This window comes from Paenibacillus sp. FSL W7-1332 (assembly GCF_037969785.1).
In the GTDB taxonomy this organism is placed as follows: domain Bacteria; phylum Bacillota; class Bacilli; order Paenibacillales; family Paenibacillaceae; genus Paenibacillus_AQ.
This window is the reverse complement of record NZ_CP150209.1, coordinates 2,368,910-2,393,343: the sequence shown is the minus strand read 5'-3', so window position 1 is coordinate 2,393,343 and position 24,434 is coordinate 2,368,910. Positions and strand designations below refer to the sequence as shown.

The following is a 24,434-nucleotide window of genomic DNA, read 5'->3' as shown; positions in this document are numbered from 1 at the left end:
AGACTTGTTTCTAATCGTTATCATTACCTTTGCCATTCCCCTTGCCGTTTCCATTGTTGCCATTGTTGCCATTGTCCCAATGGTAAGCAGCATCATCTTCCTCATTCGAACCTTCCTCGCCATTTCCTTCATCCGGGTTAGTGTCCACCGGCACATCAGGTTCAACAGGCGGTTGTTCAAAGGTCGGCTGCGGCACGGTACCGTTCTTGACATCGCTGTAACTTACGCTGTACGTATCCACCTGGCGACCGTCACGGAAAATCATGACCGTTGCATGCTTGTCGGGAGCCAGCAGCAGCTTAACAGGTACCATTTCCGAGGTCGTTATGGTCTTGTTCACGGCTTCCTGGTTTTCTCCCAGCGCATCGGTGAAAACGACCCGTATTTTGCTTTCTTGGCCTTCTACGCTTGGTGAGACAGGTACGCTGTAATTATACTCAAGCGCATCCGAAGGATAGCCTGAGCTGACGAACAGCGTGATTTCAGAGTTAGGAGCTACAGGAACATTAGGTTCATACGGCCATTGTTCCATTACTTCGCCCTTCTTCACTTCGAAGCTGGATTTCTCCTTTATCGCTCCAACCTTAAGGCCGAAGGATTCGATGGTAGCAACCGCTTTGTCTTTGTCCATACCGATCAAGCTCGGCATATTGACCGTTTGTTTGCCCTTGCTGATCGTGACTCGGACCTCCACCTGTTCAGGATTAATATCAGTTGTCGCGGAAGGGCTCTGATCAAAGATCTGATCGGCAGGCACAGTATCATTGTTTTCAGACGACTGCTTAATTGCGTCTTTCTTAATGCCCATTTTTGTCAGGATCTCAACTGCCTGATCAAACGTCTTACCCGAGAGGTCCGGCATTTTTTCAAGCGGCTTCGCATCCCCAACCGACAATTGAACCGGAGACCCTTTCTTCAGCATGGTCTCAGCTTCCTTGTCCTGTGCAAACACGATGCCTTCGTCCACATTCGGTTTATATTCACGAATGACTTCCTCATTCACCGTCAAGCCTTTGGCCTCAAGCTCGCGGATCGCATCCTCCTCCGTCATGCCTACAACTGGCGGCACCTTAACCTCCGGTACCTCAAGCATGTTGTTCACATACATGACAACACCAAACATAAGGCCGAGGAACAGGAGCACCGAACCGATGATGATGGTCGGCTTGACCCATTTTTTCTTCGGTTTGCCGGTCGACTTTGCCTCAAACTCCTCGTCATCCGAGTCGTCGTCATCGTCATGATGATGCTGACTGCTGCGCTGCATCGTTTTGAGCGCTGGCATGACCAGTGTAGAATCGGCATCGTCCTCAAACTCCATCTTCGGTTCGTTGAGTCGCATCGGCATCAAGCACGTCTCAAGATCGTCCATCATCTCTTCCGCGGACTGATAACGCTCCTCCGGGTTTTTGCGCATGGACTTCAGGATGATGTTCTCCACGCTTTGAGGAATGAGCGGGTTTACTTCTCTAGGCTCATCAAATTCCTCCTGGAGATGCTTCAGAGCAACACTAATCGGGCTCTCGCCCAGAAAAGGAAGACGGGCCGTGAGCATTTGATATAACACAATACCAAGGGAGTATAAATCCGATTTCTCGCCCGTAACGACACCCTTGGCGTGCTCCGGCGAGAAATAATGCACAGAGCCCACAACGGAGCCTGTCTGCGTAATGGTTGTCGACGTGACCGCCCTGGCAATGCCAAAGTCCGTTACTTTGACCCTCCCATTACGGCCAATCAGAATATTATGCGGTTTAATATCCCGGTGAATGATCTGGTTATGATGAGCGTGTCCCAGCGCATCGCAAATCTGGGTAGCAATCCGCACAGCTTCTTCCACCTGCAGCGGTGCCCGTTCTTTTATGATTTCGTTCAAGTTCTGACCTTCGATATATTCCATGACGATGTAATGCACATCTTCCTCTTGGCCCACATCATAGATGCTGACCACGTTGGAATGCGACAACGAAGCCGCTGATTGTGCCTCACGCCGGAAACGGCGGATAAATTCCTCGTCGTGCACAAACTGCTGGCGCAGCACTTTGATCGCTACATTCCGGTTCAGCAAAATATCCTGAGCCTTGTAGACCAGCGCCATGCCACCGCCACCGATGCGTTCTATAATTTTATAACGACCAGCCAATTCATGTCCGATCATGAATCCCACCCCTTTATACGTTGCCCGACAACTTCTTCTTGATGTTCAAACATTGCGACCGTGATGTTGTCCTCACCGCCAGCAAGAAGTGCCAGTTGAAGCAGGCGATCCGCTCTTTCTTCCAGAGGAAGGTCAAGTGAACCGGAAATCTGTCCGATCAGCTCGCGGCTGACCCGGTTGCTGAGCCCGTCACTGCAGAGCAGCAGCACTTCGCCTTCTCCGATCGTAACCGGTGTAAGCTCAACCGTCACATCCACATCCGTTCCAAGTGCCCGGCTTAATACGTTTTTCCGAGGATGGGTTTCCAGTTGATCTTCCGTAATCTGACCACTCTTAAAAAGCTCATTAACCAATGTGTGATCATCTGTGAGTCGAATCACTTGTCCGGGAACGACTTTGTAAGCCCTGCTGTCCCCGATATGTCCGATATAGCCTTCGGAACCTCGCAGCAGCACCGCTACAATCGTCGTGCCCATATTGTGAAGCCGCTCATCAGCCGAGGCTTCCCGATAGATAACTGCATTGGCATGCAATATGGCATCACCAAGCGCAGCCCGAATACTTTCCATGGACATGTCCTCCTCCAAAGAGGACAAATCCTCGGCCACGGTATCTACCGCAAGCCTGCTGGCGGTGTCACCCGCAAGGTGACCTCCCATACCGTCAGCAACCACACCCAAGGTATAGCCATGCTCCAGTGTGCTAACAAATACCGAATCTTCATTAACAGGACGAACGCGTCCCACATGGCTTACATGAACCGTCTTGATCAAATCTTCTCACCTCAACTCCATATGCTTGGCCCGGAGCTGACCGCAAGCGGCAGCGATATCATGGCCTTGTTCACGACGGATGGTCACATTGACCCCCTTGTCTGCTAACGCACGTTGAAATTTGAAAATATCGTTACGCGATGTGCGAACATATTTCCGTTCCGGCACATGGTTAACCGGAATCAGATTGACGAAGCAGTTCATATCCTTAATGACGTCCGCAAGCTCTTCGGCATGCTCAACCTGATCATTTACGCCGCCGATCAAGGCGTATTCAAACGTAATGCGGCGTCCGGTTTTTGCTTGATAATAACGAAGCGACTCAATCACGTCGTCAAACGGGAACCGACGGTTAACAGGCATTAGCTTGGAGCGCAGCTTATCGTTCGGTGCATGAATGGAGATGGCCAGATTAATCTGGGTATCCTCTTCCGTGAATTTATAGATGTTAGGCACAATGCCACTCGTCGAAACGGTAATGTGGCGCTGGCCGATATTCAATCCTTTTTCATGGATCATCGTGCGCAGGAACTTCATGGTCGCTTCATAATTCTCAAACGGTTCGCCCGAGCCCATGATCACGATGCTGCTAACACGTTCTCCCGTCTTATCGAGAATCTTCTGCGCCTGGACCACTTGAGCAACAATCTCGCCGGAGGTCAGATTTCGCTTCAGGCCACCCAGTGTGGATGCGCAAAACGTACATCCGATACGGCAGCCAACCTGCGTTGTAACGCAGATGCTGTTGCCGTAATTGTGCCTCATGATGACGGTCTCGATCGCATGGTCATCATGCAGGCCGAACAGAAACTTGACCGTTCCGTCCTTTGACTCCAGCTTGGTGATTTCCGTCAAGGTAACGAAACTGAATTCATCCTCCAGCTTGGTCCGAAGCTCCTTGGACAGATTCGTCATTTCCGCGAAGTCGTTCACCCGCTTCACGTACAGCCAGTCATAAATCTGGGTTCCCCGAAACGCGGGCTCCCCGTTCTCTTGAGCCCATGCTTGAAGCTCTTCCAGTGAATAATCATATATAAAAGGTTTCATTCTCACCACACCTGTCTAATTTAGAGGATGTCCAGCCAGTATTCTTCCGAACGCTCCCTATTACATTCATATGCATCTCTTTTTTCATTCTTCCTATTCTAACATAAATAAAAGAGACGGTAAAAGAGGAAAACCCGCCGGCATTGGCGGGATACGACTATAGTCATGTCAGCGGAGCCCTTAAGAGGGACGTCTGCCGAGTCTTGCAATGTAAAAGCCGTCACTATGGTAATGCTGGGGCAGAATTTGAATCCCGCCTCCCCGCTGAAGCGATTTCCCTTCCAGCCGGCTTAAGTCTCCAAGACCATCTTCCGCGATTCCAAACCCGGAATGGCTATCCAGAAAAGCAGATACAACCCCTTCATTCTCCAGCGGCTCAATCGTGCACGTGCTGTACACCAAAAGCCCTCCGGGACGAAGCAACGTGGAGACCGACTCCAGCAGCCTTAGCTGCAGCGCCGCTATTTCATGGATGTCCTCCTGTGACTTGCCCCACTTCAGATCGGGCTTGCGGCGAATGACGCCAAGGCCCGAGCACGGAGCATCCAGCAAAATTCGGTCAAAAGACGCAGGCTCGAAGCGGTCAACCAAATCCAGCGCGTCCCCGGTCACGATCGAAATGCTGTCCAGTCCCAGACGACCAGCCTGATCCGATATCAGCTTGCCTTTATGAGCATGAATGTCGTTGGCAACAATGCTGCCCTCATCCTTCATCAGCTCGCCCATGTGGGCACTCTTCCCGCCCGGGGCTGCGCAGCAATCCAGCACCCGCATTCCCGGCTCAGGCTTAACAGCTTCAGCGACCAGCATGGAGCTTTCATCCTGGATCGAGATCATTCCATCCCGGTACCAATCCGTCAAGGCCATATTGCCCGCTCCCCTTACAACAATCCCGTAGGGACTAAGCGACGATGGGGCAGCTTCATAGTTCTGGCTGCACATTAATTTCAGCATGTCGTCACGGCAGATCATCGTGGTGTTCACTCTCACGCTGACAGCCGGCGGTTCGTTGTTTGCGGCACAGATTGCCTCTGCCGTCTCGATCCCGTACTGCGATATCCAGCGCTCCACCAGCCACAACGGATGGGAATGCTGCAAGGAAATGCGCTGGGCCGGCGGCATATTCTCAGGGATCGCCAAGCTTTCCTTCTGGCGCAGAATATTCCGAAGCACCCCGTTCACCATGCCGGAGATCCCTTGATGCCCGCGGCGCTTCGCCAGATTAACGGCCTCGCTGACAACCGCGTGATCCGGAATCCGATCCAGATATATGACCTGATACAGACTGATGCGAAGCAGTGCTCTTACCCACGGCTGAAGCTTCTGTACCCCTTTGTTGACAAACTTGTCCAAAAAATAATCGAGCGTGTTGAGCCTTGAGATCGTGCCATAGATCAGCTCTGTGGCAAGTCCCGCGTCGCTCTTTGCAAGCGAGGACCTCTGCAGAGCGGAGTTGAGCAGGAGATTGCTGTACGCCCCCTCCTGCTCAACCTGAGTCAATACGTCCATCGCCAGCTCCCGAGGAGAGTCCAGGCGTCCCTTCGGCCTGCGGTTCCCGCTCACGACAACACCGTCCCGACCGTCAGGCTCGTCCCGCGCACGAATTGCGCCGCATCCATTGCCTTTTTGCCGCTGGGCTGGACGGTTAACAGCGTTAGCGTGCCATCGCCTGTTTTGACAACAATCCCCTTCTCATGAAGCTCTAGCACGCTTCCTGGCTGTGCATCGTTAGATGGGGTCTGTGCACTGTCCGGCTTAGCCGCTGCCCATACTTTGAACACATCCCCGTTCCACAGCGTAAATCCGCCGGAGTAAGGAACCAGACCGCGAATTTGATTGTAAATTTCGCGGGAAGTGCGAGTCCAGTCGATTCTTTCGTCATCCCGGGTCAGGTTCGGTGCATACGTTGCCTGCGTCTCATCCTGGGGCTCGGCATCCACCTTGCCCTTCACAAGCCGCGGCAGCTCCGATCGCAGCAGCTCCGCGCCGGCTTGGCTCAGCTTCTCAAACATGGTTCCGGCCGTATCGTCATCCTCAATGGGAACCTCGGTGCGGGCGATCATGTCGCCCGTGTCGAGCCCCTCCGCCATATACATCAGCGTGATGCCTGTTACGGATTCTCCGTTGATGATACTGCGCTGAATCGGAGCTCCTCCCCGGTAAGCGGGGAGCAGCGAGCCGTGGACATTGAGACAGCCCAGTGACGGCATATCCAGCACCGATTTCGGCAGGATTTGACCATAGGCGGCGGTGACAATCATATCAGGCTTATACGCGGCCAGCTCGGCCACAGCTTCCGGATTCCGCAGGCGCTGAGGCTGCAGAACAGGAATGCCGTGACGAAGAGCGGCTTCCTTAACCGGCGTTGGGGTCAGCACCTTTTTACGCCCTTGCGGGCGGTCAGGCTGCGTAACGACGGCGACAATGGAATAACCTTCGCTAATCAACATTTCAAGACTGGGTACTGCAAAGGCCGGGGTGCCCATAAATACGATATTCATCGGTTCTCCAGCTCTTTTCTCGGCTGTTCCGGAACATACTCATACACCCGGTCAGCGATTTCCGTAAACAGCACCCCGTTCAGATGATCGATTTCATGCTGAAACGCTCGCGCAAGCAGCCCGGTACCTGTAATGACAAGCTCATTGCCTTCGCGGTCAAGCCCCTTAACGGTCACTTTCTCCGCACGGCGCACATCTCCGTTCCATCCTGGAATGCTCAGGCAGCCTTCCGGCCCGAATTGCTCGCCTTCGCTCTCCACGATCTCCGGATTGATCATTTTGATCAATCCATGCTCATCACCGGCGTCGATCACGATCAAACGCTTCAGAATGCCGACCTGCGGCGCAGCCAGTCCGACGCCTTCCGCATCGTACATGGTATCCGCCATATCGTCCAGGAGCTTTTGTACGTTCGGCGTAATTTTGGTAACTTCCTTTGCCTTTTTATGAAGAACCTCATCCGGTTCTTTAACGATAATACGAATCGCCATGTCTATGACACCATCCTTGTGCTTTTCATCATTATATGCTGTATTACATTAACATTTGCGGATCTACGTCAATACTGATCTGGAGCTTGCTGTCCCGCGCCGAATCCTGCAGCTTCTCGGCAACCGAGCGCACCAGCGAGACAGCATCCATCGTTCCCCGCCATTTTATCATACATTGAAATCTGTATCTATTTTTTAGCCGCGGAATGGGAGAAGCTACCGGACCCAATATATCGAGCGCGCTTGCGTCGAATCGGTCCAGGCTCCCAAACCATCCCCGGCGGTCGGATTCGCTTTTGATGGTCGCGGCAAAATTTTCCGCCATTCTTACCAGCAGCGGCAGCTGCTCATGCGACAGCGTCACCAGGATCAGCCTGCAATACGGCGGATAATGGAGCGCTTTGCGGTGCTTCAGCTCGTCCTTGACGAAGGATAAATAATCATGGCTGCTTGCATGGATAATCGAATAGTGCTCCGGCGTATAGGATTGGATAACCACTTCACCCGGCAGCTGATGGCGGCCTGCTCTTCCGGCAACCTGAGTGAGCAGCTGAAACGTCTTTTCCGCCGCCCGGAAATCCGGCAGGTTCAACGCCGAATCGGCCGTTATGACGCCGACCAAGGTGACATCAGGGAAATCCAGGCCCTTGGCGACCATCTGGGTGCCTAGCAGCACGTCCCCTTTTTTATCCCGAAACTGCTTCAGCAGCTTCTCATGTGAGCCCTTCTCGGTCGTGGTATCCACGTCCATCCGAATGACGCGAATGCCGGGAAACAGCTTGGCCAATTCTTCCTCGACACGCTGTGTGCCAGTCCCGAAATAACGTATATGCTCGCTTCCGCAATCCGGGCAAACCTCCGGCGCCTGGGCGGCATAACCACAATAGTGGCAGCGCAAATTATTCGATTTCTGATGGTAGGTCAGCGAAATGTCGCATTCCGGACAGCCTGCCACATATCCGCAGCTCCGGCACATGACAAACGTGGAGTAGCCCCGCCGATTCAGCAGCAGCACCGTCTGTTCCCCGCGTTCCAGCCTTGCCGAAATCGCAGCATGCAGAGAGCGGCTGAACATGGAGCGATTTCCTTCACGAAGCTCCTCCCGCATGTCCACGACCTGGACCTCGGGCAGCTTGTTGCCCAGTGCACGGCTCGGCATCTCCAGCAGATGAGGCGCAAAATCATCCTGAGCTTGCGATCTCGCCGCATGGTAACTCTCCAGCGAAGGCGTTGCCGAACCCAGAATGACGGCTGCGCCGGTCAGCTGGGCGCGGTGAATCGCAACATCCCGGGCATGGTACTTCGGTGTCTCTTCCTGCTTATAAGAGCCTTCATGCTCTTCATCCATAATGATCAATCCCAGACGGTTAAACGGCGCGAATACCGCCGATCGAGCGCCCACGACAACGGACGCCCGGCCTTCTCTTATTTTCCGCCATTCATCGTAACGCTCTCCATCTGAAAGCCGGCTGTGCATAACAGCCACACGATCGCCAAAACGAGCTTTGAACCGTTCCACCATTTGCGGCGTCAGCGATATTTCGGGCACCAGCACAATCGCCTGACGTTCCTGTTCGAGGCATCGCTGAATCGTCTGCAGGTAAATCTCGGTCTTACCGCTGCCCGTCACCCCGTGGAGGAGAAACACGCCATGCTTGCGTTCATCCAGCTTGTGCACGATGCTGCGATACACCGCTTGCTGCTCCGGTGTGAGCGCCAATGGGGTGCTAGGCGTGAAATGCCGCCCTCGATACGGATCGCGGAACACTTCGATATCCTCGAGGGTAATCAGCCCTTTGTCAGCCAGTCCCTTCACGGTGCCTGCGGTGACACCCAGCGTCTGGAGCAGATCCTTCTGCGATATCGGCAGAAATGCTTCCATCTCCAAAATATATTGGAGCACTTCCTTCTGACGCTGAGCCTTGGCCGTGAATGAAGCCAGTGCCTGATGAGCTTCCTCGCTTGATACGGCAAGCTCTACCGCTTTTATCGTTTTTTTCTGCAGCTTATCCTTGATTTGCTGGAATTCGCTAAGCCGTCCTCGGCCGATCAGCGCTTTAATGGTCGCAGCGCCATCCGGAAATGCCCGCGTTAACTGCTGGAGCGAAACCTCGCCTTTCTGACTGACAAAGCGGATGATCTCCTGCTCCGACTCACTTTCGGGCAGGAGCGCAAATAATCCGTCGGTTTGATCCGTCTGCAACGTGTCTGAATCGCCAATGGAAATATACCGCTCCGCCTTCCCTTTCAGCGCCGTAGGCAGCATCGACTGCAGAACCGATATATATCGGCATGCGTAACGCTCCTTCATCCATTCGCCAAGCTCAATCAGCTCAGGCGAAAGCGGCGGCATCACATCGAGGACTTCCTGAATCGGCTTCATTTTGGCCGAATCCATCTCGGGCCGGGGATGCAGAGAGACCACGAATCCCTGGAGCGTACGGTGCCCGAACGGCACGCCGACCCGGCTGCCTACCTCGACCCAGGGCCGAAGTTCCTCAGGAATCAAATAATCAAAAGGCCGGTCCGTATCCTTGGACGGCACGTCCACAATCACTCGTGCCATTTCCATCAGGATGACCTCCCGGTTAACCGATCAGCCGCCAGCGTTAACAACCTCTGGGCCACTTCCTCCTTGGACATCACTGGAAGCTGCAGGACCAGCCCTTCTGCATCAAAGATATGAACGCTGTTCGTATCCGTGCCAAAGCCCGCTCCTGCCTGTGTAACATCGTTCGCAACGATCAGATCGCAATTTTTGCGTTTCAGCTTTTCTCTGGCGAACTGCTCCACTGTATCGGTCTCAGCTGCAAATCCGATTAAGAACTGGGAGGTTTTTTGGCGTCCCAGGCTCTCCAGAATGTCGGTTGTTTTGACAAGATCCAGCGTCATGGTCTCCCCGCGCTTTTTGATCTTAGATGTCGCTACCTCAGCTGGGCGATAATCGGCAACAGCGGCCGCCTTGACCACGATATCACTATGCTCGAATACGCGTTGCACCGCATCGTACATATCCTGGGCCGATTCCACTCTTTCCACCTTGATTCCCTCTGGTGGAGCTTCATCGGTATGAGCGGCAATAAGGTGAACATCCGCTCCCAGCTGCTTGGCCGCTTTTGCGATCGCAAATCCCATTTTCCCGGAAGAATCATTCGTTATATACCGGACCGGATCAATGCGCTCAATGGTACCGCCGGCTGTGACAACCACCTTTTTGCCGTGCAATATGCCAGTGGAGCTGCTCGCTTTATCCTCATTCAACGCCACAGGTCGTACCCCGCGATCTCGGAAAAAACGTTCAACCACGTCAACAATCGTATCAGGTTCTTCCATCCGTCCCTTTCCGACATATCCGCAAGCCAGAAGCCCCTCTCCGGGTTCAATCATGGACACCCCGCGGGAGACCAGCGTCTCCATATTGGCCATGACGGCCGGGTGCGTGTACATATGCACGTTCATTGCCGGCGAGATCATGACGGGAGCCGTCGTCGCGAGCAGCGTCGTGGTCAGCATGTCATCCGCCAGGCCATGTGCCATCTTGCCGATAACATTGGCTGTGGCCGGAGCGATCAATACCAAATCGGCCAGATCGGCCAAGTGAATATGCGAGACGACCGAGGGGTCCCGTTCATCAAAGGTATCGCTATAAACCGGGTTTTTGGTCAGCGTTTGAAGCGTTAATTCCGGAATGAACTGCTTCGCGGATTCCGTCATAATGACATGCACATCCGCTCCCCTCTGGACAAGCCTGCTGCATAAAGTCGCTGCTTTATACGCGGCAATGCCACCCGTAACGCCAAGCACAATGACTTTTCCGTTCAACATGACAATCCCCCGCTTTCCATTGTATAAAGGCTACATTCTCATATCTTCTCAAAAAAATAACAACCTTTCGGTTGTCACATTTTCGCGCGCTAACGCATGTTATTCAAATATTGAAAAAAAGCCTTAGTCCTGTCCCCGCTCGATTTTCACGTAATCGCCATAGATTTCTTCCAGAGCGACACCGACAAACTTATGGGATTTAGGATGTTTCAACTCGCTGACTCCGCCTTCACGCAATTGGCGTGCGCGGCGGGAAGCTGCAACCACAAGAGAATATTTACTGTCTACTTTATTCATCATTTCATCAATGGATGGATATAACATGGTCGAAGCACCTCTTCTTCTTTTACTTGAAAGTTAGCACCGTCTATGAAAAGACAGCTTACTTTCTCACCTTACAATGTTCGGCAATAATGATAGATTGTATTCTCTCACAAGCGAGATTGATTTCATCGTTCACTACCGCATAATCATAATGCTGCAGTAAATTGATTTCGTCAACCGCTACGGACATGCGGTGGTCGATGGTCGCTTGGCTCTCTGTTCCCCGGCCCTGGATCCGATCCTTCAGTTCATCCAGCGACGGCGGCATCAGAAACACAAAGATACCCTCGGGAAACTTCTCCTTGACCTTCAGTGCGCCCTGCACTTCGATCTCCAGTATAATATCCTTACCGGAGGCTAAAGTTTCTTCCACAAAATCACGCGGGGTTCCATAATAGTTCCCGACGTATTCCGCATATTCGAGAAGCTGGTCGTTCTCAATCATATCCATGAATTGTTCCCGACTTTTGAAAAAATAGTTCACACCATGTACCTCACCGAGCCGTGGCGAACGCGTCGTTGCCGACACCGAATACACCAGCTCCGGAACCCGGCTGCGAAGTGCCGTACAGACGGTTCCCTTACCCACCCCGGAAGGACCGGACAATACAATCAATAATCCTCTAGACATAGTACTCCTCATCTTATTCGTCGTTGTCGTCATCTTTGCTGGACAGACGGTGAGCCACCGTTTCTGGCTGCACAGCCGATAAAATCACGTGATCGCTATCCGTAATGATAACAGCCCGTGTCCTTCGGCCATATGTTGCATCAATCAGCATATGACGGTCCCGTGCTTCTTGAATGATCCTCTTGATCGGAGCCGATTCAGGACTCACGATTGAGATGATCCGATTGGCCGATACGATGTTTCCGAAGCCAATATTAATAAGTTTGATTGCCATAGTGCGGTTGCTCCCCCTATACATTTGACTCTTACATGCCGATGAAGCTGCGGTCATTCCACATTAGCGGCTTGTTCACGAATCTTCTCCAGTTCCGCTTTCATTTCGACAACACGGTTTACCAGAGTCAGATGATTGGCTTTCGATCCAATCGTATTGACTTCTCTGTTCATTTCCTGAATCAGAAAATCCAGTTTACGGCCTACAGGGCTTTTCTGATGAAGCAGCTCTCTGCATTGCTCCAAATGGCTGTGAAGGCGAATCAACTCCTCGTCCACATTGGAACGTTCAGCAAACAGAGCAACTTCCATTCCGAATATATGTTCATCAACAGCAAGCGACCCGTCATCAAGAGATTCAATGCGCTGCCTCAGACGCTTCCGGTACTCTTCCGGAACTTCAGGAGCAAGTTCGGTCATTTCTCGGTGAAGCAGCTGTAATCGGACAAGCCTCTGCTCGATATCCTTCACGAGAAAAGAACCTTCCCTGCTGCGCATCTGGATCAGACCCTCCAGCGCTTGTTCAAGACCTTGAAGAAGCGCATCATTCCATAACTTCTGCTGCGCTTCATCCATGGGAAGTCCGCTCGGACTAACAAGAACATCTGGCAGCGACAAAATATCCCGCACCGCCAGATCTCCCTTGATTCCATATGACTTCAAATCCTCGGCTGCCTGTAAATACGCCTGAACCATGGTGTGGTTCAGCACGGCACCCTGGGACTCGCCGTTGTTTTCCTTGTTAATATAAACATCAATCCGTCCGCGTCCGATTCGGCTCTGTACGGTCCGTCGAAGTGAATCCTCGAAGCAGGCCCATTCACGGGGCATACGAAAGACGATTTCACAATACCGATGATTGACCGACTTCACTTCGAAAGAGATACTGTAACCTTGAAAATCGACAACGGATTGCCCATATCCGGTCATACTCAATGACATCGGAATCACATCCATTACACTATTGTAATTGATAATTATTAATGAAACAAGGGGGTCAATCGGCGGCCCGATTTCTCCCAGACATACTCCATTAATTGTACGCTCATTTCATAGAACATAAACGGCGTCATCAAATATATGCCGTTAAAATGCTCTGTTGCAACATCCAACAGCTCCTTGCCGATCTTGACACCCATTGCCCGGCCCGCTTCGCCTTCAAGCCCGGCCATGCGGCTGCGGACTTCATCCGAGAGCTGAATGCCCGGCACCTCGTTATGCAGATACTCCGCGTTCCGTCCGCTTGCCAGCGGCATGATGCCGATAAAGATCGGGATATCCAGATGTGCCGTCGCTTCTCTCAGCCTAACCATTAACTCGGGATCGTACACGGGCTGCGTCATCACATAATCCGCACCGGAGGCAATCTTCTTCTCCAAGCGAGCAACCGCCTTGTCAAGATGCCTTACATTGGGATTGAACGCTGCGCCGACAACGAATTTGGCCTTCTGCTTCAGCGGCTTTCCGGAAAAAGCAATACCTTCGTTCAGCTGTTTGATCATGCGGATGATTTCAAATGAGGTCATGTCGTAAACCGAGCTGGAATCCGGCAAATCCCCGAAGCGTGCCGGATCCCCGGTCACCGCAAGCACATGGTCGATGCCGAGCGCATCAAAGCCCATCATGTGCGACTGCGTGCCGATCAGGTTTCGGTCACGGCAAGCGATGTGGATCAGCGGCCGCAATCCTGTCCGTGCTTGTACAAGATGGCCGAGCGCCATGTTGCTCATGCGAGTTACGGCCAGCGAGTTATCCGCAAGGGTCAGCGCATCGGCTCCCGCTTTTTTCAAAGCTTCCGCACCTTTCATGAACTTGGTGATATCCAAATCCCTTGGAGGGTCCAGCTCCACGATAACGGTATGTCGCTCCTTCACGATATCGACAATCGTCGGCTCCCCGCTGCGTTCATAAAATTGCTCCTGGGCCGTCTCGTGAATCACGATCCGGTTGACTTCAGCCTCCTCGACGATCGGAAGCGGCGCAGGCACGTAACCGGACAACGCCGATGAAATTTCAGCAATATGCTCCGGCGTCGTTCCACAGCACCCGCCGACAATCCGGGCGCCACGATCCGCAAACTCCAGTGCCGTCTTTCCGAAATACTCGGGACTCGCACCATACCGGTATTCCCCGTCCACATAGTCGGCGATCCCTGCATTCGGATAGACCGAAGCCGGAAGATTCATAATACCGTTCAAGGTTTCCAGCGCGCGCATGATGCCGTTTGGACCTGTCCGGCAGTTAAAGCCGATTACGTCCGCGCCTTCTTGACTCAGGATGCGGTAAGCATCCGGCATCGTGAAGCCGTCCAGCGTGCGGGCAATATCCTCCACCGCAAACTGGCAGATCACCGGCAAGTCGCTTAGCATTCGAGCCTGCGCCAAAGCCAATTGAATTTCATCCACGTCATAGAACGTTTCGAGCAGAATGCCGTCAACGCCTTCCGATATGAGAACCGTCAGCTGCTCTTCGAAGTAACGCTTGAGCTCGCTCGTGGAAATGTTGCTTCTTTTGCCCGCGCGAATGGAGCCTACCGCACCCACTACATATCCGTTATCGCCAGCGGCTTCACGCGCAATTCTTACGCCTGCGCGGTTGATCTCTCCTACCTTCGCCTCCAAGCCGTATTTGGACAGCTTGTCATAATTGGCAGAGAACGTGTTCGTCTCAATGACCTGCGCACCAGCCTCAACATACTGGCGATGAACGTTCCCGATGACCTCCGGGGAGGTTAAATTCAGTTCTTCATATGATATGCCCACAGGAAATCCTTTTTGATATAAATAAGTACCCATCGCGCCGTCACCGACCAGTACCTGATTCTCCCATGCCTGCCGAAGATTCGGTTTCATCGCGTTTCTCCTCCACCCGACGTTTATTTTCAACTAATGTATCATAAAACCTCTCTAAAGATAAAGAGACAAAAGGGAGGCCTTCAGAAGGCCTCCCTACCGTGTCCACCCCTACAGGACAAACTTTAGAACATACCGTTTTTTGCTTTTGCCGGTGGGGATTGTTATGGCTGCCGGATCCTCTAACAGGCGAGCGTTCCTGCGTACACGACCTCGGCCGGCCCTGTCATGTACACATGATTGTCGGACTCCTCCCACTCGATGAACAAGTCCCCGCCTTTAAGAGAAATTGTTGCGCTGCGATCTGTCAATCCGTTCAGCACCGAGGACACCAATGTTGCGCAGGCGCCGGTGCCGCAGGCCAAGGTCGGCCCTGCACCGCGCTCCCATACCCGCATATCTACTTGCCCCCGTGAGTTCACCGTCGCAAACTCCACGTTAATCTTTCTCGGGAAGAGCGGATGAACCTCAAGTTTGGGCCCCCATGCGCCGAGGTCGAAGTTAATGGCATCGTCCACATAAATGACGCAGTGCGGATTCCCCATGGATACCGCGGTGAAGCGGAATTCCCGGCCGTCCACTTCAATGGGATGATTCACCACCGGATGGAGATCGATCAATGTAGGCACGCTCAGTCCATCCAGGACCGGTTCACCCATATCGACCCGCACGCTGCTTACTTGACCGTCCTGAACCGTAAGGCGCACTTGTTGTACTCCGGCGCCGATGGTTTCAATGGTAATCTCCTCTCGGTCAATATAACCGTGATCATACACATACTTCGCGACACAACGAATGGCGTTGCCGCATTGTTCGGCTTCGGAACCATCTGAGTTCATGATGCGCATCATAAAATCAGCCTTAGCGGAAGGCAAAATATATACAAGTCCGTCTGCACCGATGCCGAAAAAGCGATTGCACAGCTTCACGGCCCGTTCGGATGCATTGGATGGAAGTTCTTGTTCGCCGTATACGACAACGAAGTCGTTGCCAAGTCCATGCATTTTCGTAAATTCCATCATAAAACCCATCTCCTCTGCAATTGCTATGCTCGTGCTTAGCATATCGCAGAGGTGATGGGCTATCCATTCAATTTATGCCGAAATATTTGCACTCTTCGTCATCATGTTGCGGCGGTTCCGGTTGCGGTTCCGTCTGCCTCCCCACACGCTTCCCGCTCCCATCAGGAAGGTAGGAATGCCGGCGGCCACGAGTGTCAGTGCCCATTCTTTCAAATCCAATGGAACGGTCTTAAAGATCGGCTGAAACGCCTCGATGTACATGACGCCGAGCATCAGCAATACCGAGGACAGCACAGCAAGCACCAACGCTTTGTTCTGAAGCGGATTGCGGTGGAAAATCGAACGCGAGCTGCGGCAGTCAAACACATGGATCAGCTGCGCCATGACGAGTGTGGCAAAGGCAACGGACTGTGCTTTGGCCAACTGGTCCGGATCATTCGGCGCGATGCGAAGCGTAATCCAAAATGCGCCAAGTGTACACAGGCCGATCAATATGCCGCGGCTGATGATTTTCCAACCAAGCCGTCTGGCAAAAATATTTTCCTTGGCTCCGCGCGGCTTGTGCTCCATCAGATCCTTCTCCGGCTGATCCACCCCGAGCGCCATAGCCGGGAGCCCATCCGTAACAAGGTTCACCCACAGAATCTGGATCGGAACGAGCGGAAGCGGCAGACCCATCATCATCGCAAAAAACATCGTCAGAATTTCGCCGACATTGGAAGCCAGCAAATAGCGGATAAACTTGCGAATATTTTCATAGATGCTTCGCCCCTCCTCAATCGCCGAAACAATCGTGGAGAAGTTATCGTCACTGAGCACCAGCGACGACGCTTCCTTCGTTACGTCTGTACCGGTAATCCCCATGGCTATTCCGATATCCGCCGCTTTAATGGCTGGGGCGTCGTTCACGCCATCCCCCGTCATGGCAACCACATGCCCCTTACGCTGAAGCGACTTCACGATGCGGAGCTTATGCTCAGGGGATACGCGGGCATAAACAAAGGTCTGATCCACTCTCGCATCCAGCTCCTTGTCATCCATCCGGGATAACTCCTGGCCTGATAACGACAGGCCGTTCCTTGGCAGGATGCCCAGCTGGGCGGCGATCGCTTCCGCCGTCGTCCGGTGGTCGCCCGTGATCATGACGGTCTTGATGCCCGCGCGGCGGCATGTTGCAATCGCTTCGCGCACTTCACGGCGCGGCGGATCGATCATCCCCGCCAGCCCGACAAAGATAAGCTGGCTCTCGGCCTCTTTCTCCGTTTCCGGCTTGTCATAGGAACGCAAATCCCGATAAGCCAAACCAAGCACGCGCAGCGCGTCAGAAGCCATGCCTTCATTGGCCGCAAGCACCTTTTGACGGAGCGTAGCGGTAAGCGGCACAACGTTTCCGTCCCACATGATATAAGTGCATGCATCCAGCAGGACATCCGGCGCGCCTTTCGTGCAGAGCAAGCGCCCGCCCTGATGGCTGACGATGACGGACATCAGCTTTCGCTCCGAATCAAACGGAAACTCCTTGTCTCTCTGATAGATGGAGTTCAGGCTTCCCTTTGTCAATCCCATCTTGGACGATAGCGTCAGCAGCGCTCCTTCCGTCGGGTCCCCTTTTAATTCCCAGGCAGCAGCTGCCGGTTCTTCCTTGCTCTTGCGCTTGCTGCGCGTTTCTTCCTGCACGTTCTCATAGATTTCGGCATTGTTGCACAGCCCGCTGATTTGCAGTAATCTGCGCAGTCCCTGGTCGGACCGAAGCTCGACGGGTTTGCCCCTTTGAAGGATCTGACCCGTCGGGTCATAGCCCTGCCCGGTCACTTCCAATGAGCGCCCTCCCAGCCAAACTTGGGTTACGGTCATTTTATTCTGCGTGAGCGTCCCGGTTTTGTCCGAACAGATTACGGATGCACAGCCCAGCGTCTCCACGGAAGGCAGCTTGCGTACGATCGCTTTGCGCTTAATCATGCGCTGCACGCCGAGGGCGAGTGCAATCGTAACGATGGCCGGAAGCCCTTCAGGAATGGCCGCAACCGCAAGGCTGACTCCAGCGAGGAACATGCCTGCGGCAGGCTGTCCATGCAGAATGCCTGCTACGACAACCAGAATCGTAAGCCCCAGTGAAACGGCGATCAGGATTTTACCCAGCTGTTCCAGGCGATGCTGCAGCGGCGTCTCCTGTGACTCCGTATTCTGGATCAAATCGGCGATCTTGCCCATCTCCGTATCCATGCCGGTTCGGATGACAACGCCTTTGCCCGTACCGCGGGCCACCATCGTGCCCATAAAGCCGATGTTCTTGCGGTCGCCCAGCGGAACATCCGCATCGCGAATCGGCTCGGCATGTTTGTTCACCGGCAGGGACTCGCCGGTCAAGGCCGACTCCTCGACGCTGCAGTTGTTGATGTCGAGCCAGCGAACATCGGCCGGAATGCGGTCTCCGCTCTCCACGAGCACGACATCGCCAGGTACGAGTTCTCTAGCAGCAACTTGTACCACTTTGCCGTCCCGGATGACCCTGGACGTCGGCGCGGACAGCTGCTTCAAAGCCCGAAGCGACCGTTCTGCCCTGAATTCCTGGACGAAACCGAGGATCCCGTTGATCAGGATGATGGCCACAATCGTTACGGCATCCAGATACTCGCCCAGCAGACCGGATACCAGGGTGGCTCCAAGGAGGACCAGCACCATGAAATCCTTAAATTGATTCAAGAACAGAACAAATGGAGAAATTTTAACGCCCTCGGAGAGCTCATTATAGCCGCTTTTTTTTCGTCTCTCCCCGGCTTCCTCTTCCGTGAGGCCCTGCTCCGGATGCATTTGCAGCACTTGCTGCAACTCATCCGTATCCATCTGATGCCATTGCTTTTGTTCCATGCTTCCTTTCCCTCCCGGTTGTTTTGCTCCGGCGGATGACAGCTTTTCCACCCTTTCTACGTAAATGTATTCGGACAGGTCCTGAATTATCACAGAAGGGGCCTTAAGTTTTTGAGGGAAATATGGCATCATAGAGAAGTACGATAGGAAGGGTAACAGACAGATAGGAGAATGAAGGATGGCATTAGACGGCATTGTCACACGTGCGATCGTGCATGAGCTTCAATCATGCCGGGGCGCACGGATCAATAAAATATATCAACCGAACGATCGGGACATCGTGTTTCATATACGCACCCAGCAAGGAAACGCCAAGCTGCTGCTATCCGCAAACCCCACGTATCCCAGGGTGCATCTGACGCAGGAGACCTTTCTGAATCCGGCCGAAGCCCCTATGTTTTGCATGATTCTGCGCAAGCATTGCGAGAGCGGCATCATCGAGGACATCCAGCAGGTGGGGATGGAACGAATTATCCATATTACGATCCGGCAGCGTGACGAACTCGGGGATATTTCCTCCAAGAAAATCATCGTCGAGCTCATGGGCAGACACAGCAACATCATTCTGCTCGATCCCGCAAGCGGCACCATTCTGGACGGCATCAACCATGTGACGCCAGCCATCAGCAGCTACCGCGTGGTTATGCCGGGATTCTCCTATACGAATCCGCCGGAGCAGCACAAGCTGAATCCGCTCGAAACCTTGCAGGAAGCCTTCCGGGAATCCTGTCTGATGAACGAGGAGCAGACCGTTCCATGGCTGGTCGGCGCGTTCAGCGGCCTCAGTCCGCTCGCGGCCCAGGAAATTGCCAACCGCGCAGGGGAAGGGAGTCCAGACGGGCTTGAAGGGGAAAAAGATTGCGGAAGTCTGTGGAGCGCATTTGATGAGGTCATGGAACAAGTACGAAACCATCAATATACGCCGGTTACAGGCGTCAATGCCAAAGGAAAGTCGGTCTTCTCCGTCATTCCGCTGACCTTGCTGGTGGACGAGACTACAACCTACGAGTCGGTCAGTCGATGCATGGAGGATTATTACGGGGATAAGGCGCAGCGGGATACGGTAAAACAGAAGGTAAGCGACCTCCTCCGATTCCTGCAGAATGAACGGACGAAGAACATCAAGAAGCTGGATAATCTGAACAAGGACTTGGAAGAAGCCGGGGATGCCGACCGGTATCGTATCTTTGGCGAGCTGCTCTTCGCCTCGCTCCACCAGATTCAGAAGGGCGACCGTGAGGTCCAGCTGGTCAACTTCTATGATGAAGAGCAGGCGACCGTCACCATTCCGCTGGATCCGCTCCTGACTCCGTCGGACAATGCGCAGCGCTATTTCAAAAAATATAACAAATACAAGAACAGCCTTGCGGTCATCGACGAACAGTTAATCAAAACCCGCGAAGAGATCAACTATATCGAGAATCTTCTGCAGCAGCTGTCGCATGCTTCCTTGAGCGACATCGATGAAATCCGGGACGAGCTGATCCAGCAGGGGTATTTGAGAGACCGCAATCGTAAAGCGAAGAAAAAGAAGAAAAACGACAAGCCGACGCTGCATGTCTATACTTCATCCGAAGGCATCGAGCTTTATGTTGGAAAAAACAACCTTCAAAACGAATACGTAACCAACCGCCTCGCTTCCTCAAATGATACATGGCTGCATACCAAGGATATCCCGGGCTCTCACGTGGTCATCCGAAGCAGCGAGTACGGGGATGCAACGCTGCAGGAAGCGGCACAGCTGGCGGCTTATTACAGTCAGGCCAAAGAATCCAGCAGCGTGCCTGTCGACTACACGCTCATTCGCCATGTACGCAAGCCGAATGGAGCCAAACCCGGGTTTGTCATTTATGACAATCAAAAAACGCTGTTCGTCACGCCGGACGAGCAGCGGATCAAGGCGATGCCCAGTTCGGTAAAAAACAATCGCAATTAAGATGAGCAACGAACTCGATATATCGTTCGTTTAACCACAAAACGGGTATCCGAAAGGTCGTAGGACCAGCCGGAGTACCCGTTTTTTCTTACTGTCATGCCGCGATTTCCTATACGAATCCGCCGGAGCGCGCAAACGTATTCCGCTCGAAACCCGCGCCGTGTTGTCGATCTTAGCTCCTTGCCCGCGCCTGTTGAAGCTCATCCAACACCTGGATGGATACCTGGCGGCTGCCGATATCCCCATGGAACACCTGGCCCTGCCTCTCGCCATGGTAATCGGATCCGGCGGTCACAATCAAACCGTATGCCTCGGCCATCGCCAAATACCGTTTCTCCTCTGCTGCCCCATGGTCCGAATGATAGACTTCAATCCCCTTGAAAGCAGCCTCTTCAATGACCGCTCTCACCAATGCATCATCGCCGTAGAGTCCAGGGTGCGCAAGCACCGGCACGCCCCCGGCTTCGCGTATCCATTCGCAGGCTTCCTTGGGATGAATCCGCGGCTGCGGCACATATGCAGCTGCGCCCTGTGAGAGATACCGGTCAAAGGCATCCCTTAGATCGAGGGCATGACCCTTAAGAACCAGCGCATCCGCAATATGCGGGCGGCCGATGCTCTCATCGGGTTCCAGCGGCCGCCCCAAGCCTCCGATCACTTCCTCCATCGTCAGCTCGATGCCTAGTCCTCTCAGCTTCGCCATGATCTTCTCATTGCGCTCCCCCCTCGTACGACGGAGCTCTGCCAGCCGCTCCAGAAACACGGGGTCCTGGTAATCTATGTAATAGCCCAGGACGTGAATATCCGTCCCGCCTGCCATGGTGCTGATTTCTACGCCAGGGACCACGATCATGTTAAGGCGTTCTCCGGCTTGCAGCGCCTCCTCGACACCGGCCACCGTGTCATGGTCCGTTATAGCTAGAGCCCCAAGTCCCCGCCCGAAAGCAAGCTGCACGTTCTCCGAAGGTGTGTTCATCCCGTCCGAAGCCTGGGTGTGGGAATGAAGGTCGCAGCCTGTCCGATTCATCGATTTATCTATGTCAATCAATCCCCTTTCGTTGTAAGTTCGGGTGTGCTTTATCGCTGGTTTTGCTGACGTTCCTTTAAATAGGCCAAAAACGTCATCGCCGACATCGGCAGCAGCGCGGACCGCAACTGAATGGAATAAAAATTCCGTTTAAACGAAGCATCCGCAATATCAATCATTTTGACTAAACCGAGCGCGGTTTCATGCTTGACCGTTGAGGTCGACAGCATCGTAATGCCGAGCCCTTCCTCTACCGCCGATTTCACCGCTCCCGTACTCCCAAGCTCCATGACCGTTTGGATGCTTTCGGGATCATACCCCCGCATAAGCAGCACATCCTCCATCACCTTCCGTGTGCCAGACCCCTTCTCGCGAAGCACAAACGGATACTTCAGCACATCCTCCAAATATATCGCATCTTTCCTTATTGCTAAAGGATGGCCGGAAGGAACGATCAGTTTCAACTCATCCTCCATGACCGAATCGAGAACCATATCCGGATGCTCCACAGGTGCCTCAATCAGCCCGAAATTCAGTTGATGGCCGGCGATTTCCTCGAGGATCTGCGTGGTGTTCATCACTTTCAGCATAATGGATATATCCGGATACTCCCGGCCGAAGGGCCCCAGCAATCGGGGCAGCACGTATTCCCCGATGGTCAGGCTTGCCCCCAGCTGCAGCCTTCCCTGAAGCTTATTAGAGAAAGCCGCCATCGCCGCGTCCGTTTCCTGCGACAGCTCCAGGCTCTTGCGGGCAAAAGGAAGCAGCGTCCTCCCGGCTTCGGACAATTCCATGCGCTTGGTGGAACGAATGAGGAGCTTTGTTCCAAAATACTCCTCGAGCGATTGTACCTGCATCGTCACAGCAGGCTGGCTCATATGAAGCGCCTGGGCAGCAGCGGAAAAACTCCCGCGCTCTGCTACCGTGTAAAAAATATGTAGCTGATGAAAGTTCATAACATCGGTTCCCCTCTCGCTGCCGCTTTTGTATTTATCATTGTAACGGATCGCGGCGGAGCATACAAAAAAGACATCCGCGCTTACGCTCGCATGCCATATGAAAACTCTAATTCTTTATTTACGTTTACGGCTGTTCTTAATCAGTGTCATGCGACGTGAATGGCGAAGCCATGAGTAATAAGACTTCAGGTCTCGAAGCTCAATGGTTTCTGACATACGTCCCAAAAAAGTTACAATAATCATCCGATGCAGCGGGTTGCCAATCAGATCACGTTCATGCTCCAGCTCCGAGAACTCCGCCACAACAACGAGGTCGTCGTCAATCAGATAGACATCCTGCTCGTTGCGGTAATACGGCACGATCCGGTCCTGCTTCAGGCACTCCCACATCCATGTCCCGATTTCCTCATGGGACGTGTCGTTACCTTGAACCCGGTCCGTATAACGGCTCTTGGCATGATTGGTAATGACGATGTCGGCGACCTTTTTATCATTTAACGTAATATAAAACGGCTCATAGGTGCTCCACCGCTCAGTCCCTTTGTCGCGCATGGAATATCACTCTCCACCAAATGGGTCTTTGTATCTATGTATATATACCCAACATATTACATCATTCCACTGGCATTCACAAGATTGAAACCTCGCTTCTTGTGAACAATCACCGAAAATTTAGAAATATCTCTAGTTGTATCCTGTGCGTTGGGGCGCTGACGCCCGAATGGAATGATGGGTTTGATTAAAATGTAAATTGTACCTTACTTATACTATTTTATCAAACAAGATTCCGAATTATGCCAATCTATCGTCATCAATCCATAATAAACTTTATAAAGCCATGCCCACGCTCCAACTTTATACTTACCGATAGTTTAAAAAAAGCGGCCCTACGGGGGCCGCTTTACGCTCTTCTCGCTAACTTATGCGATTTGCGTTAGATTCACGATCAGGCACATCATGCTAAGGTCCGTAAAACTTCGCTTTATCCGGTCCTTTGCTGCTGTACTCCGTCTTAATCTCATTCCGGTAGGAGCGCTCGATCTTACGAACGTAGGACAATCTCCGGATGTTCTTCATTGTTTCCTCGGCGCGGTCAGCATTGACGTACATGACAACATAATGCATGCGGCGTGATATATAGTGCACACTGCCGTATTTCTCCAAATTCCTTGCTGCCTTCACATCGCTGACCCATATAATAAAACCGGTCCGTTCAGCCAACATCCTAAGCTCCTCGCCTCGCTTTCGTCTCTATCTCTAGTCTTTGCCTATTATCCGCACGAACAAGCTCCGCCGCTGCCGCAACCCTTCTTGGGAAGAGGATCGTTGCCCGGAACCTTGATGCTCTCCGAAACCGAAAAAGCAATCTTCTCCGACATCGAATGCAGCAGATCGTCCAGATTCTTCTCCGCCTGCTTGAACCGGGCTACAGGCTCGAAAGCCTCAAGCTCCGCTTCCACCGCGGCTACTTCATCCTTTGCCGAATGGTAATTCGGGTGAAAGTGACCGAACCGCTGGGTCTCTTCAAACAGCTCTTTCTTGGACTCAAGCTTTTTGATTAAAGCCTGAATCATAGGATCACCCTCAACTGCCTGCTTCCAATATAGATAATCCGCCACTTCGACGGAAGCATTAATCATGTCGCCTATTTCATAGGCATAGGTGAGCACCTCGGCCATATCGACCGTATTTATTTCCGATACGCTCATGAACTCATCCCGCTTTTCTATTAGTTTGGCCCACGCTT

General features: G+C 52.9%; 21 protein-coding genes. 1 reads left to right on the top strand and 20 read right to left on the bottom strand.

Going from position 1 to position 24,434, the window contains the following annotated elements; translation table 11 throughout:
* Window positions 1-10 precede the first annotated feature (10 nt).
* The 15 genes from pknB to MKX98_RS10375 form a co-directional block, all read right to left on the bottom strand.
* Window positions 11-2,158, bottom strand: a complete 2,148-nt coding sequence (pknB, locus tag MKX98_RS10445) for a Stk1 family PASTA domain-containing Ser/Thr kinase (RefSeq protein ID WP_339222910.1) — start codon at window positions 2,156-2,158, stop codon at window positions 11-13.
* Entirely contained in the window at window positions 2,155-2,931 is a 777-nt protein-coding gene (locus MKX98_RS10440; protein WP_071223703.1) for a Stp1/IreP family PP2C-type Ser/Thr phosphatase, read from the bottom strand. Before MKX98_RS10440 ends, pknB begins: the two co-directional genes overlap by 4 nt.
* A 6-nt stretch (window positions 2,932-2,937) precedes the next feature.
* A complete protein-coding gene (rlmN, locus tag MKX98_RS10435) occupies window positions 2,938-3,978 on the bottom strand; it encodes a 23S rRNA (adenine(2503)-C(2))-methyltransferase RlmN (protein WP_220685985.1) in 1,041 nt (346 codons plus the stop codon).
* Between the two features lie 180 nt (window positions 3,979-4,158).
* Complete coding sequence (gene rsmB / locus MKX98_RS10430) at window positions 4,159-5,487, bottom strand: 16S rRNA (cytosine(967)-C(5))-methyltransferase RsmB (protein ID WP_339224394.1); 1,329 nt, start codon at window positions 5,485-5,487, stop codon at window positions 4,159-4,161.
* A gap of 50 nt (window positions 5,488-5,537) precedes the next feature.
* On the bottom strand, window positions 5,538-6,479 hold the full coding sequence (fmt, locus tag MKX98_RS10425; protein ID WP_220685987.1) for a methionyl-tRNA formyltransferase: 942 nt from the start codon (window positions 6,477-6,479) through the stop codon (window positions 5,538-5,540).
* Entirely contained in the window at window positions 6,476-6,970 is a 495-nt protein-coding gene (gene def, locus MKX98_RS10420) for a peptide deformylase (RefSeq protein WP_071223700.1), read from the bottom strand. Before def ends, fmt begins: the two co-directional genes overlap by 4 nt.
* Before the next feature lie 43 nt (window positions 6,971-7,013).
* Complete coding sequence (gene priA / locus MKX98_RS10415) at window positions 7,014-9,542, bottom strand: primosomal protein N' (RefSeq protein WP_339222906.1); 2,529 nt, start codon at window positions 9,540-9,542, stop codon at window positions 7,014-7,016.
* A complete protein-coding gene (gene coaBC, locus MKX98_RS10410; RefSeq protein WP_339222904.1) occupies window positions 9,542-10,795 on the bottom strand; it encodes a bifunctional phosphopantothenoylcysteine decarboxylase/phosphopantothenate--cysteine ligase CoaBC in 1,254 nt (417 codons plus the stop codon). Before coaBC ends, priA begins: the two co-directional genes overlap by 1 nt.
* 123 nt (window positions 10,796-10,918) lie before the next feature.
* Entirely contained in the window at window positions 10,919-11,119 is a 201-nt protein-coding gene (gene rpoZ, locus MKX98_RS10405) for a DNA-directed RNA polymerase subunit omega (protein WP_113057127.1), read from the bottom strand.
* A 58-nt stretch (window positions 11,120-11,177) separates the two neighbouring features.
* The gene (gene gmk, locus MKX98_RS10400; RefSeq protein ID WP_071223696.1) at window positions 11,178-11,750 is read right to left on the bottom strand and encodes a guanylate kinase; all 573 of its coding nucleotides are present in this window, start codon (window positions 11,748-11,750) and stop codon (window positions 11,178-11,180) included.
* A 13-nt stretch (window positions 11,751-11,763) separates the two neighbouring features.
* Complete coding sequence (locus MKX98_RS10395; RefSeq protein WP_006209218.1) at window positions 11,764-12,024, bottom strand: DUF370 domain-containing protein; 261 nt, start codon at window positions 12,022-12,024, stop codon at window positions 11,764-11,766.
* A 53-nt stretch (window positions 12,025-12,077) separates the two neighbouring features.
* Window positions 12,078-12,965, bottom strand: a complete 888-nt coding sequence (locus MKX98_RS10390; protein WP_339222899.1) for a YicC/YloC family endoribonuclease — start codon at window positions 12,963-12,965, stop codon at window positions 12,078-12,080.
* Between the two features lie 38 nt (window positions 12,966-13,003).
* Window positions 13,004-14,875, bottom strand: a complete 1,872-nt coding sequence (locus MKX98_RS10385; RefSeq protein ID WP_220685989.1) for a bifunctional homocysteine S-methyltransferase/methylenetetrahydrofolate reductase — start codon at window positions 14,873-14,875, stop codon at window positions 13,004-13,006.
* A gap of 182 nt (window positions 14,876-15,057) precedes the next feature.
* Window positions 15,058-15,894: a diaminopimelate epimerase gene (gene dapF, locus MKX98_RS10380; protein ID WP_220687480.1), complete on the bottom strand. Its 837-nt coding sequence runs from the start codon at window positions 15,892-15,894 to the stop codon at window positions 15,058-15,060.
* A gap of 75 nt (window positions 15,895-15,969) precedes the next feature.
* Complete coding sequence (locus tag MKX98_RS10375) at window positions 15,970-18,765, bottom strand: calcium-translocating P-type ATPase, SERCA-type (RefSeq protein WP_339222896.1); 2,796 nt, start codon at window positions 18,763-18,765, stop codon at window positions 15,970-15,972.
* 178 nt (window positions 18,766-18,943) lie between these two features.
* Here MKX98_RS10375 and MKX98_RS10370 point away from each other — a divergent pair, with 178 nt between their 5' ends.
* Window positions 18,944-20,701 (top strand): NFACT RNA binding domain-containing protein, encoded by a 1,758-nt coding sequence (locus tag MKX98_RS10370; RefSeq protein ID WP_220685991.1) that lies wholly within the window; start codon window positions 18,944-18,946, stop codon window positions 20,699-20,701.
* A 172-nt stretch (window positions 20,702-20,873) separates the two neighbouring features.
* Here the strand turns inward: MKX98_RS10370 and MKX98_RS10365 are convergent, their stop codons facing one another.
* The 5 genes from MKX98_RS10365 to MKX98_RS10345 form a co-directional block, all read right to left on the bottom strand.
* Complete coding sequence (locus tag MKX98_RS10365) at window positions 20,874-21,728, bottom strand: PHP domain-containing protein (protein ID WP_339222894.1); 855 nt, start codon at window positions 21,726-21,728, stop codon at window positions 20,874-20,876.
* Between the two features lie 50 nt (window positions 21,729-21,778).
* Window positions 21,779-22,684 carry a selenium metabolism-associated LysR family transcriptional regulator gene (locus tag MKX98_RS10360; protein ID WP_071223692.1) on the bottom strand — a complete coding sequence of 302 codons (906 nt, stop codon included), beginning with the start codon at window positions 22,682-22,684 and terminating at the stop codon, window positions 21,779-21,781.
* Between the two features lie 117 nt (window positions 22,685-22,801).
* Window positions 22,802-23,239, bottom strand: coding sequence for a hypothetical protein (locus MKX98_RS10355; RefSeq protein ID WP_071223691.1), 438 nt, complete (start codon window positions 23,237-23,239; stop codon window positions 22,802-22,804).
* Window positions 23,240-23,647: 408 nt separating this feature from the next.
* Window positions 23,648-23,911 (bottom strand): YlbG family protein, encoded by a 264-nt coding sequence (locus tag MKX98_RS10350; protein WP_006209210.1) that lies wholly within the window; start codon window positions 23,909-23,911, stop codon window positions 23,648-23,650.
* Window positions 23,912-23,958: 47 nt separating this feature from the next.
* Window positions 23,959-24,396: a YlbF family regulator gene (locus tag MKX98_RS10345; RefSeq protein ID WP_071223946.1), complete on the bottom strand. Its 438-nt coding sequence runs from the start codon at window positions 24,394-24,396 to the stop codon at window positions 23,959-23,961.
* Window positions 24,397-24,434: the final 38 nt, after the last annotated feature.